This is a genomic window from Algoriphagus sanaruensis (assembly GCF_001593605.1).
GTDB classification, from domain to species: domain Bacteria; phylum Bacteroidota; class Bacteroidia; order Cytophagales; family Cyclobacteriaceae; genus Algoriphagus; species Algoriphagus sanaruensis.
In genome coordinates this window covers 3640770-3652737 of the sequence record NZ_CP012836.1, presented here as the reverse complement: position 1 = coordinate 3652737, position 11968 = coordinate 3640770, and the positions used below count along the sequence as shown (strand labels likewise).

11 protein-coding genes are annotated in these 11968 nt (G+C 43.1%); 3 read left to right on the top strand and 8 right to left on the bottom strand.

Translation table 11 applies throughout. The features are described from left to right. Nucleotides 1-17: 17 nt before the first annotated feature. A complete protein-coding gene (locus tag AO498_RS15875; RefSeq protein WP_067549808.1) occupies nucleotides 18-1385 on the bottom strand; it encodes an ADP-ribosylglycohydrolase family protein in 1368 nt (455 codons plus the stop codon). 10 nt (nucleotides 1386-1395) lie between these two features. Beyond that, nucleotides 1396-2313: a ribokinase gene (rbsK, locus tag AO498_RS15870; protein ID WP_067550590.1), complete on the bottom strand. Its 918-nt coding sequence runs from the start codon at nucleotides 2311-2313 to the stop codon at nucleotides 1396-1398. A gap of 185 nt (nucleotides 2314-2498) precedes the next feature. Here rbsK and AO498_RS15865 point away from each other — a divergent pair, with 185 nt between their 5' ends. Beyond that, nucleotides 2499-3875, top strand: coding sequence for a sulfatase family protein (locus AO498_RS15865; RefSeq protein WP_067549806.1), 1377 nt, complete (start codon nucleotides 2499-2501; stop codon nucleotides 3873-3875). A 50-nt stretch (nucleotides 3876-3925) separates the two neighbouring features. Continuing rightward, nucleotides 3926-4666 (top strand): subclass B1 metallo-beta-lactamase, encoded by a 741-nt coding sequence (gene bla / locus AO498_RS15860; protein ID WP_067549804.1) that lies wholly within the window; start codon nucleotides 3926-3928, stop codon nucleotides 4664-4666. 6 nt (nucleotides 4667-4672) lie between these two features. Here bla and AO498_RS15855 read toward each other — a convergent pair whose 3' ends face one another. The 4 genes from AO498_RS15855 to ygiD form a co-directional block, all read right to left on the bottom strand. Further along, entirely contained in the window at nucleotides 4673-5533 is an 861-nt protein-coding gene (locus AO498_RS15855) for a DUF6671 family protein (protein ID WP_067549802.1), read from the bottom strand. Further along, the gene (locus tag AO498_RS15850; RefSeq protein WP_067549800.1) at nucleotides 5530-6873 is read right to left on the bottom strand and encodes a dihydroorotase; all 1344 of its coding nucleotides are present in this window, start codon (nucleotides 6871-6873) and stop codon (nucleotides 5530-5532) included. Before AO498_RS15850 ends, AO498_RS15855 begins: the two co-directional genes overlap by 4 nt. A gap of 166 nt (nucleotides 6874-7039) precedes the next feature. Next, nucleotides 7040-7486 (bottom strand): IS200/IS605 family transposase, encoded by a 447-nt coding sequence (gene tnpA, locus AO498_RS15845; RefSeq protein WP_067549797.1) that lies wholly within the window; start codon nucleotides 7484-7486, stop codon nucleotides 7040-7042. Between the two features lie 352 nt (nucleotides 7487-7838). Beyond that, nucleotides 7839-8651 carry a 4,5-DOPA-extradiol-dioxygenase gene (gene ygiD / locus AO498_RS15840; protein ID WP_067550588.1) on the bottom strand — a complete coding sequence of 271 codons (813 nt, stop codon included), beginning with the start codon at nucleotides 8649-8651 and terminating at the stop codon, nucleotides 7839-7841. Nucleotides 8652-8890: 239 nt separating this feature from the next. On the opposite strand from ygiD, the gene AO498_RS15835 reads away from it, so the two are divergent. After that, nucleotides 8891-10408, top strand: a complete 1518-nt coding sequence (locus tag AO498_RS15835) for a DUF1593 domain-containing protein (protein ID WP_082792271.1) — start codon at nucleotides 8891-8893, stop codon at nucleotides 10406-10408. Nucleotides 10409-10430: 22 nt separating this feature from the next. Here AO498_RS15835 and AO498_RS15830 read toward each other — a convergent pair whose 3' ends face one another. Both AO498_RS15830 and AO498_RS15825 read right to left on the bottom strand, forming a co-directional pair. After that, the gene (locus tag AO498_RS15830; RefSeq protein WP_067549796.1) at nucleotides 10431-11246 is read right to left on the bottom strand and encodes a PAS domain-containing protein; all 816 of its coding nucleotides are present in this window, start codon (nucleotides 11244-11246) and stop codon (nucleotides 10431-10433) included. A gap of 328 nt (nucleotides 11247-11574) precedes the next feature. Next, on the bottom strand, nucleotides 11575-11916 hold the full coding sequence (locus AO498_RS15825) for a HopJ type III effector protein (RefSeq protein ID WP_067549795.1): 342 nt from the start codon (nucleotides 11914-11916) through the stop codon (nucleotides 11575-11577). Nucleotides 11917-11968: the final 52 nt, after the last annotated feature.

The window sequence follows — 11968 nt, the reverse complement described above, 5'->3', positions numbered from 1 at the left end:
TTGTTAATTGTGCAGATTTAAAATTTGCTTTGGGCAGGGATATACCATCGGTTTTTCTCCAAATCAACTCCCCCTCCAAGCTCTTCCTGCACTACTCGATCGATGATCCAAAGGCCTTTTTTGGACATGTTTTCAAATGTATCGATTCCATCTCCCTCAAAGCCAATTCGGGTACGGTGGATATGGAATCGATTTGAAAAGGTACGGCCAAATTTCTTTTCTACTTCTTCTTTTCCCAGCATAAACCCAATCAATCCTCCCCAAGTCGCGGTAGGATTATCCGAATCCCAGCCGGCTAGAACTCCGATTTTGATTGTTTCCAAAAGGTCTCCTTCTCCATAGAATAAGCTGACCAAACTGGAGGCAAAATTGATCCCTGCGGCAAAGCAACCATTGCAATACAAATTGCGGCTGGTGAGGTCATAGCCATCGAGTTGTTCAACTTGGTAGCGGTAATAGACAGAGTCACGTGCTTGTTCCCAGCTGATACCTTCTTCATATTTTGACTTCACAGATTCATACATTTTGGCAGGATAAGAAGAATCAGGTAAGGTTCTTTTTGCCTCCTCTGCCATCCACTGCAATCGATCCTTTATTGGGAGCTCAGGATCTGCGACAGTAGCTAACGAAAACATAGCAACATAGAATTCAGAAATCCATTGGCTTTCCAATCGTGCTGTGGTTTGTATCGGAAGCTGGGCCATTTTTAACCCAAAATCTGGTCTCCCAGGTGAATAAAGGCCAAAGATTTCGGTGGTCAATTGCGCATCAATCATGTCATATTCCGGATTGTTTTGAGGATCTCCGGTTGCTGGGGGAACAAGTCCTTGCTGCATGAGATCAAGCGCCTTTTGGTTGGATACCCAGAGGTAGTTTTCTTCCTCGGATTTGATATGTTTCAGCCATCCTTCACGAATTTGTTCTCCAGTAAGCAAGGAAGTCTGATTATCAAGAAGCAACTCCTGATAGATGTATTCGATGTCCGTATCATCATCGGCTCCCCAAAGTGTATCCTCATCAGCAAACACAAAATCAATCGTTGGGGATAATTGACTTGGTACTCCTTGGGCCCAAATGCTTGGCTGGTCGGGCTTACCCCAATCTTCTCGGGTATAAAAAGCACCTGTCTTTATCTCTCCGATTTCTCCGATTTTGTCCATTTCGGTTACCAGTCCCGTCCAATTGGCGATGCAAGTAGCCAACCAAAATCCCTGCAACTGGTCGAAGTATTTTTCACGGTCAATGATCCGATCTGACGAATCCGGCTGATAAGATTGGTAGGTAAGACTTGGGTTTTGTTCTATCCCAACCCTTTTCGGATCCTGAGTTTGACAGGATAAAAGGAATAGGAAGCTGGCCCAAAGTGGGAGTAGTTTTAGGTTCATAAGCTTGTCTTTAAATCAGGGGAGGGGTTGGAAACAATTCGGAACGGTAAGGAGCGGAAGCTTGTGCGCCCATTCGAGTCACCGAAAGGGATGCGGCTTGGATGGTAGTTTGAAGTGCTTTTTCCCAAGATTGGCCTTCAGCCAAGGCTACTGCCAGGGTTCCATTGAAAACATCTCCTGCCGCAGTGGTATCGATAGCGGCAACTGACGGGGCAGGAATCCTGAGTTCGAGCTCAGCATTTTTGAAGAAGGCTCCTTTTTCGCCAAGGGTAATCACGACTTGTTGGACACCCTTGTCCAAAAACCATTGGGCAACTTTTGGGTAGTCGGCTTCCTGTTCACAGGGTAAATCGGACAAAAGACTTGCTTCGGTTTCATTTGGAGTAATCAGGAAAAGATGCTGATATATCGACTCTGGCAAGTCTGTAGCAGGTGCGGGATTTAGAATAAGTTTTTTGAGAAAGGATTGGGCCTTTTCAGCCAAATAAGCGGCTGTTTCTACAGGGATTTCCAGTTGACAGAGCCAAACTTCAGAATCTAGAAGGACATCCTGTGCTTCATCAAGAGCTTCAGGTAATAGGTTGGCATTAGCACCTGGTACGACTACGATATGATTTTCTCCTTGTTCATTGACCGTGATCATAGCCACTCCCGTGGGGGAGGAAGCATCCATCGACATCCAAGCTGTGGAAATACCTTCTCTTTCTAGGGCTTCCTTCGTTTGGCTTCCAAATAGGTCGGTGCCAACTCTGCTGATAAAGGCCACTTTTCCACCCATTCTGGCGGCAGCCACAGCCTGATTGGCTCCTTTTCCTCCTTGAAAAAGAAAAAAATCTCTTCCAACTACTGTCTCGCCCGGCTGAGGAAATCTCTCCGTCTTTACTACCAAATCTGTATTCGAGCTTCCGACTACCAGAATTTTTGCCATGAATGAAGAGGTGTTTCTTTGAAGAAAATCGCTTTTGTTGGATTCTCCAAGCTTGGCATATTTCCCCATATTCACAAGGCGGAGGCAGTATTTAGAAAAGATTCTATCGATTTTTTCCAGGTTGACTAGAGAAAATCACTAAAGTGCAGGATGCATTTCTTTTAAGTTATCGCCTATCTTGAAAAATGAAAAAAGCTACTCTCGTTCTATTCGTCCTCCTTCCGTTAGTTCAGGCATTTTGCCAAACTAAACCCAATATTATTTTTATCCTCACTGACGATCAGCGTTGGGATGCCTTGGGGTTTGCAGGGAATCCGATCATCCAAACTCCCGAAATGGATCGCTTGGCAACCGAAGGAACTTATTTTCCGAATGCGTTTGTAACTACGCCTATTTGTGCCGCTAGCCGAGCGAGTATTCTCACTGGACTTTATGAACGAACCCATGGCTACACCTTCGGTCAGGGGGCTATTAAAGAGCCGTTTATGGCTCAATCCTATCCTGTAGCCTTGAGGGAAGCGGGTTACTACACTGGCTTTTTTGGGAAATTCGGGGTGAATTATCCTGATTTTTCAACCCTTTTTGAGGTTGGAGATGACTATGATCGAAATGGGAAATATGACGATCGACGCGGTTATTTTTTCAAAACCATTGACCAAGATACGGTTCATCTGACGCGGTACACAGGACAGCAAGCACTGGATTTTATCAAGTCCGCACCCGATGATCAGCCTTTTATGCTATCGCTTAGCTTTAGCGCTCCTCACGCCCATGATCCTGCTGAATTGCAATATTTCTGGTCTTCTGAATTTGATACGATGTATCAAAATGTGACGATTCCTGATCCGATTATGGCTTCGGAAGTCGAGTTTTTGGCGCAACCTGCCTATGTACGAACGGGAGAAAACCGAACGAGATGGCATTGGAGGTACGATACTCCTGAAAAGTATCAACACAGCGCCAAAGGCTATTATAGGATGATTTCAGAGGTAGATGCGGAAATCGGGAAAATCCGAAAAGAATTGGCAGAAAAAGGGCTTGCCGAGAAAACCGTGATTATCCTGATGGGGGACAATGGTTATTTTCTCGGAGAGCGCCAATTGGCTGGAAAATGGTTGATGTATGAAAACTCCCTTCGGGTTCCGTTACTTGTTTTTGATCCTAGGAAAAAGGGTGGGATGATCAATCCTTCCTTTGCTTTGAATATTGATGTTCCTGCCACTATTTTGGATTTGGCTGGAGTACCTGCTCCTACTTCTTGGCAAGGACTTTCGCTCAACTCATCGGAATTGTCCAAACGTAAAGAATTTGTCACCGAGCATTTGTGGCAAACTCCCATTATTGCGCCCAGTGAAGCTTTTCGTACGGATCGCTGGAAATACTTCCGGTACATCAACGATCCTTCACATGAAGAACTCTATGACCTAAGTGTCGATCCTTTGGAGAAAAATAATCTAGCATCAAATCCTGCATTTCGGCAGATTCTCATCGAGCTGAGGGAGAAGATGGAAAAGCAGACTTCCGCTTATCTAAAAACAAAAGCAGAATTAGAAGGAAAATAAGTCCTATCAAATCTTATTGAAGGGTATATTCGGTTTTTCAAAACCATACTATGAAAGTCCTCGGATTCGGATTTATTTTGCTGTTGATTTCTACTTGGCAATTCCTTTTTGCCCAAACTGGTCGGCCAATTTACCAATCAGAAACCCTTCAGATCGAGCAAATCAGTGCGCATACTTTTGTCCATATCAGCTATCTGAAGACACAAGATTTTGGAAAAGTCGCCTGCAATGGGATGATCGTTTTAAATGGGAATGAAGCTCTGGTTTTTGATACACCAACCGATGACGAGGTGAGCCAGGAATTAATTGCGTGGTTGGAAACTGAGCGAAAAGCAACTGTAAAAGCCGTGATTGCCACCCATTTCCACAACGACTGCTTGGGAGGCTTGTCCCAGTTTCATTCAAAAGGGGTGCCTTCTTATTCTTCAAAGCAAACTCAAATTTTGGCCAAAGGGGCAGAAGAACCAATTCCTCAAAATGGATTTGAGGATCTATTGACTTTAAAGGCAGGAGAATTGGAAGTGATAATTCGTTTTTTCGGAGAAGGTCACACACGGGATAATGTGGTGGCTTTTGTGCCCGCCGAGCAGGTGTTGTTTGGAGGCTGTTTGATCAAGGAAGTTGGAGCATCGAAGGGATTTTTGGGGGATGCCAATCTTCAAGATTGGTCCGAAACAGTAGCTCGTGTAAAGGCAAACTTTCCAGATCTCCAAAATGTCATTCCGGGCCATGGGAAAGTCGGAAATGGGGAATTGCTGGATTATACGATCCGATTGTTTGCCAATGACTAATCCACTTTAAGGATTACAACGATCGCAGTACATCGGGTCTTCGCTGGTTTTTCCTTCGGGATACATGACTCGCTCCTGATGCTGGCAATGGGAGCAGACTTTTTCGGCTGCCAATACTGCTCGGGTCGGCTGTCCACACCAACTGCAAGGAAGTCCGGGTTCGTAGGATACGATCCCAAAGCCAGGCATATAGCAAGAAGGACAGCAATCCAGGATTTTAGCGATTAGCTTTCGGCCAGTTTGCTCGATTACTTTCATACGGCAAGGGTTAAACATGGCCCTCATATCGGTTTCTACATACAAGCTTCCATGTTTTTCCAATAATGATCGAGCGAGTTGATCGAGCTTTTTAGGCTCGATGATTCCTTTGTGCAAATCCAATAATTCCTCTTTTGCTTTTCGAAGGATAAGTCCATGAGAAGGGAAACCTGCTTTATCGGAGAATTCTTCTAACTCACTCAAGTTTTTGATTTCCTCTCCAGCAAAATTAGTGTCCAGACTAAGCTGACGAATTGAGATTTCAATTCCATTTTTTTGATCTACCAAGACTAGCCATTCCTCATTTGCAGGAAGAAAAAACGCGTTGGGATGTGCCCCAAAAGAGCCCTCACTTGCTAAGGCTAAATCAAATTCGGTGTTGGCTAGGGCGAGTTCACATTTTTTTCGGGCAGTGGTGATAGGATCATCCATTCGCTCTACCTCTCCAGAAAATGTCCCCAAACGGTCCGTATCCAAAGAGCTCGGAACGACAATCTTGACACCCAGCGCTTCAGAAAAAATCGGCCCGAGCACTTTTTCTTTGTGATGCTGGGTCGCAATCACCAAAGTTCGTCCAGCAAACAATTCCTCAATCCGAGCTTGGCTCATTTCACCTCCAGCGCTTTTCCTAGGATGGATTCGTCAAACGTTCCTTCATCATAGGCCAAGTGCCCATTGACCCAGGTTTTTACAACTTGACTATGGAAAGTCGTGCCTTCCAGCGGTGACCATCCACATTTATACAGGATATTTTCTTTGGCGACTGTCCAAGTTTGAGCAAGATCAATCATCACCAAATCCGCAAAATATCCCTTTCGGATGTACCCACGGTCTTTGATTCGATACAAAATGGCTGGATTATGACACATTTTTTCCACGATTTTTTCCAAGCTAATCTTTCCTTGATGGTAAAATTCGAGCAAGCAAACCAAGGAATGCTGAACCAAGGGAGCCCCAGACATGGATTGGAAATAGGGTTTTTGCTTTTCTTCCAGGGTATGCGGGGCATGATCCGTGGTGATGAGGTCAATTCGATCGTCCAACAAGGCCTGAAGTAATCCATCGGCATCCTTTTTGGTTTTAATGGCCGGATTCCATTTGATCAATGTGCCTTTTTGCTCGTAGTCCGCATCGGTAAACCAGAGATGGTGGACAGATACTTCGGTCGTAATTTTTTTCTCCGAAAGCGGAATGTCATTGCGAAACAAGTCCGTTTCCTTAGCCGTGCTCAAGTGGAGAATATGGAGGCGAGCACCGTGTTTTTCAGCAAGTGCAATGGCTCGTTCAGACGCTTCGTAACAGGCCTGTTCGCTTCTGATCAGGGGATGATATTTGACTGGAACATCCTCTCCGTACTTTTCGCGGTAAGTTTCTTCGTTTTTTTCAATGACCTCTTCCTTTTCTGAATGGATGGCAATCAGGCCTTTGTAATTTGAAAAAATCTTTTCCAGCATGTCTGGCCGGTCGGCAAGAATATTTCCCTTGCCAGAGAAATACAGGCCATCATCCGTGATCGCCAGTAGTCCAGAGGTGTCCCATTGTAATACCTCGTCTAAATTTTCTCCATTGATCCCGAGTAGGAAGCCATAATTTGCCAGAGACTTTTGGGAGGCTAGCTGATATTTTTCTTCCAAAAGCTCCAAGGTCAAGGTGTTAGGCCGAGTATTCGGCATATCGATGAAAGAAGTGACACCTCCTGCGAGGGCTGCTTTACTTTCACTGTTCAAGTCGGCCTTGTGGGTGAGCCCTGGATCCCGAAAATGTACTTGTCCGTCAATGACTCCCGGGAGGAGAAATTTCCCCGTTCCATCAGTGACTTGCATGCCAGTCCGAATTGGAATATTGGAGCCGATTTCTTGGATTCGCTCACCGACGATTAAGACATCGGTAACCTGGATTTGGCCTTCATTAACAAGGGAAACGTTCTGGATAAGGGTCGATTGAATCATTTGGGAAGTTTAAATCTTAAAGCAAAGAAACATTGCAATTGATACTTCCGCAATTCAAAAAAGGTTTGGGTTAGAGGTAAGGATAGCTTGATTTTATTGAAATGAATTTGATAGGGTAGGAACAAAATAATTCATTTAAAAAATGATGGTATATCCATCAAATTTCTCAAGTACCGCCGGAAAGTTTAGTGTCTTTAATTTTTCGAATAAGTTCTTCATATTCCTGATCAAAGCTGATTCCTTGGTGATGTGTTTTTTGATTTTTGATGTATTCATGCACCTTTTCAGTAATGGATTCAGAAACCGAGTATGCGGCAAATCCTGTTTGCCATGCAAATTTTTCAGAAAGAAAATCCTGTTGGTTTACCCAATGGGAACTTGCTCCTTTGAGCTGTTTGATCACTTCAGATACTGACATTTGTGGACTTAGAAGAAATAAGACATGGATATGATCGGGCATACCATTGATGATCCTTCCAGGGCAGTTCATTTTTTTCAGTTCTGAAAATAGAAAAGAGTAGAGCGGTTTCTCCAGTTGGGAGTTTAAAATGGGTTCTCTGTTTTTTGTGGCCCAAACAGCATGAATCCAAATTGTTGAAAAAGAGTGAGACATTGGAAAAAATTTTTGATCTGATTAAATCTAAAAAAAACCATTGAAATGGTTTTCGAAGCTTTGTGATTTTACTTGGGACCCACGGTTAAAACCGTGGGCTATAAAAGGTTCCTGTGAAATCGACTGTTTGAATGTAAATTCTAAACATAGCCCCGGGTTTAAACCCGGGGCTATGTTTGGGGATCATTTTCAAATTAATGGCTTTAGCCATTTAATGAAACTTGAAACAATCTCCAATGCAAAGCCCGACCAATTCGGCACTACTACCTGTTATTAAGACTTTTTTCATTTGGGATTGAATTAAAACAAATTAAAAATCAAGAAAAATGAATTTTCGGGCATATCGTGATTCTTAATCGATCTTTAAGGAAGTCATGGTCAAAGACCCGGCTAGGGGCTTATCATTGAATAGGGTGATTCTTTCATTTTTTTCCTTCAAAGCCACTGCATATAGCAAGGGCAAATAATGCTCCGGAGTGGGGATGGCTAAGTCAAAGGCTTTTCCTTGAGCTCTAAAGTCGATCAGTGGATCAAAATCGCCATCCGCTAACCAAGCCTTCATTTTTTCATTTGCTTCCATTGCCCAGTCATAGGCAAATTCCTCATTGAGTTTATTCCAAGCGACCATGCGAAGGTTATGCACCATATTTCCACTTCCGATGATCAAAACGCCCTTTTGGCGGAGACGACTGAGTTGAGCGGCAAGTTCAAAATGATACCTCGGAGATTTGGTATAGTCAATACTTAGTTGGACTACCGGGATATCTGCATGCGGATAGAGGTGCTTGATCACGCTCCATGCTCCGTGATCCAGTCCCCATTTGTCATCGAGTTCGACAGTTGTTTGGGTGATGAGTTGCTTGGTTTCTCTTGCCAGCTCGGGGCTACCGGGAGCTGGATATTGTACGTCAAACAGGGCTTTTGGAAATCCTCCAAAATCATGAATTGTAGGTGGATTTTGCATGGCAGTCACAAAAGTGCCCTTGGTCTCCCAATGTGCAGAAATACAGAGAATCGCAGCAGGTTTGGGGATGGTTGTTGCGATGGTTTGAAATCCACGAACAAATTCATTTTCCTCGATGGCGTTCATGGGACTTCCATGTCCAAGAAAGAGAACCGGCATGTTGTCGGTATTGTGGAAGGAATCGAATTGGTAAAGGTTCATGGCTGAGGAAAAAGGAGATAGGTTCTTCGAGTTGATTTGACTACCAAAGTCTGCTTTTGGTGAATTGGTTTGCGAAAAGGAAGTATGATACGCTTTTCCTAATAGGCTTCTCGTTTTCAAAAAGTTCCCAAAAAATATGGACCTGTAAAATAGATGTTCAACAAATTCTTCTTGAAAGCTTCACAGGAAGGAATTCTTCAATTTATCCTTTAATTTCCCGATCTCAAACCCACCAACCTATGAAGTTCCCTTTTTCGCTTTTGGCTATTTTCCTGTTGTTTTCCTGTCAACCCAACACGCAAGCTCCAGAAGCAACATCGAATTCCACAAAGCCTCGAACCATTGTGACCACTGACGGTGAGATCGATGATGTGGACTCGTTTATTCGGATGCTACTCTATGCCAATGAATTTCGAATCGAAGGATTGATTTATTCTTCCAGCATGTGGCATTACAAAGGTGATGGGAAAGGGACTTTGTTTACTTCCGAAATGGAAATGACCAAAAACCTTTACGGGGCCAAAACAGATTTGCGATGGCCGGGTGTGGAATGGATGAATCCATTGCTAGATGCTTATGAGGAAGTTTATCCCAAACTCAGTCAACATGCGGAGGGATTTCCGACTGCAGCCTATTTAAAATCTGTGATTCGAGTTGGAAATATTGATTTCGAAGGGGAAATGGAAATGGATACCGAGGGTTCGGACTTCATCAAGGCAAAGCTACTGGACGATAACATGGAACCGATCTATCTACAGGTCTGGGGTGGAACGAATACTATCGCACGGGCCCTGAAGTCTATCGAAGACCAATACAAAGGCAAACCTGAATGGAAAAGCATTTATAAAAAAGTCATTGACAAAGCGATCATTTATGCCATCCTCGATCAGGATGCGACTTACCGCAAATACATCGCTCCCAACTGGCCAGATTTGAAGATTTATTACAATTCGAGCCAATTCTGGTGTTTGGCTTATCCTTGGAAACAAGCTGTACCTGAATTTCAACATTACTTGCTCGAGGGGAAATTTATGGGTGAAGAAATCATCAACAACCACGGGCCCTTACTCAAGCAGTATTACAGCTATGGTGACGGACAAAAGCAAGCTGGAGATGATGAGCACATTCACGGAGACTCAAGCCGATTGGTCAATGCTCAATGGGGGTCTTTTGGAGTTTATGATTTTATATCGGAAGGAGATTCTCCAGCTTACCTTCATTTGATTAATGTTGGCTTGGATAACTTGGATCATCCTGAGTGGGGAGGATGGGGAGGCCGATTAGTTCAGTCACTCGACCAACCCAACCGATGGGAAGATGGGGCAGGGGTTTTAGATTTTAATCCGTTTACGGACACCTTGGATGCAACTTATCCTCAGATTCGCTGGGTGGAGGCTATCCAACAGGATTTTGCAGCTAGGGCAGATTGGTGTGTGAAGGATTTTGCAGAAGCGAATCACCCTCCGATGGTGCAGGCGGTAGGTTCAACTCGAATTTCAGCCCAAGCTGGCGAAAAGTTAACCTTGGAAGTAAAGGTCCAAGATCCGGACGGGGATCAGGTTAACCTTGACTTTTGGATTTATCAGGAAGTCGGGACTTATTCGGGAAAGGCCAAATTAGAAGCCGAAGGAAATCAAGTTCGGGTTGATTTAGACCCTGCAGGTTCGGGTCAACTTCATGTGATTGCTGATGCAAAAGACCAAGGAGTTCATCCCATGACGAGATATGTTCGCTTTGTAATCGAAGTAGGAAAATAGGTCGTAGGCAATTTGATTACCCTTACTCCACCATTTTTTTTGAAAGCTTCCGTATTTGATTGTCAAGATCTTGTGCCGAAATTTCCAGTTTTCGAATCAGAGCCTTCTGATCGGACTCAGAAATAAGGCTTTCGTCTTCAAATAAACTTGTGATGGCTAAGATTCTCGCCAAGGGAGCTCTGACGAGATGTGATTGGTCGTAGGCAAGTTCTTGAAGTTGTTGATTTTTCTTACTCAGGGTCTCCAAGGAATGGATTAATGGCGTGGTGTTTTGAAAAGTGGCAATGTAGGCGATTTTCTCTTTTTTCGTGTCCAATAGTTGGATACCAAATATGTTGAGATGGATAAGTTTTTGATCTTTACTCAAAAACTGATACCTCAACATAAACCCCTTCTCCGGAGAATTTTGAGAAATAGAATTTATCTGGTCCAGAAGAGATTTTTGTTGGTTTTCAGGAGTAAAGTCCAAAAATGATTTACCCAGTAACTCTTTTTGGTTAAACCCTGTGATCTTTTGGATATTGGGACTTACCTCAGTAAACTGTCCAGTTTCGTTTAGTTTGAAGATGCCCAAATCGGGATTGGTGAATAGAATTTCCAATTCTCTATTCCGCTCGTTGACTTGATCATATAGTCGCTTGATCAGGTAGTATAACAGGTAGGAGGTGATTAAGACATAAAAAATCCCTTTGAACAGTTGAAAAACAGCAAGCTGATTGATGTCATCCGAAAAAAGTGCGTTAGTGACAAGATCACTTCCCCAAATCCACACAATTCCCAAAAGGGCGTACCCAATGGTAATGGATTCGGGCTTGTTTAGTCGTTTTTTTAAAGACATGATTGGATTAAAAAAAAGAGTTAAAAATTTGAATTTGAGGAGATAATAATTCGAATTTTAAGCCAATAGTAATACATGCATTTTGTAAGCGTTTTGGAATTTATCCAAAAAAAAGTTGAGTTTTTTCAATTATCCGTTTTTTTATTGGAAAGGGAAAAAAGAGCCGAATTAGGTAAAAAATGATGTTACCTATTTTTTAAGACAAAAAAACAAAACTTTATCTCGGTCTTTAGGCTTCAGATCGAATAAGTAAAATTGTGTAGGGCGAATTTTTTAGAAGAAGCCTGAAGAAATGATCTTCAGGCATGATCACAAAATCATTGTTCCCTTATTGATTTTTGGAGCGGAGCGCTTGGCCATCGAATTGAATTCCATCCCAGCCGAATTCCATGAAATTTCGAATGTTTTGGTGATCTGTTCCCTCTGGATTTTGTAAGACATCCACTCGATAATAATCACCAAAAAGTGCTAGTGTCTGAGATGGATTCAGGCCTTGAAGTTGGGCAAAGGAGAATATTTTGCAACTCCCGTTATTTTGTCCAGCCTCGTTAACAGTATTTCCATTCGTAAATCGAGTTGGAGTAAAGTCGTACTCAGCGTCTATGTGCGCAATAACCTCTTGAAATGAAATGGTTTCTGGGTGGTTTTGTATTTTATCTAGCAGAGACATTAGAATGTAATAGTTTAGTGTGTTTTCGGGCGCCAAAGAAAATAGGAAAGCC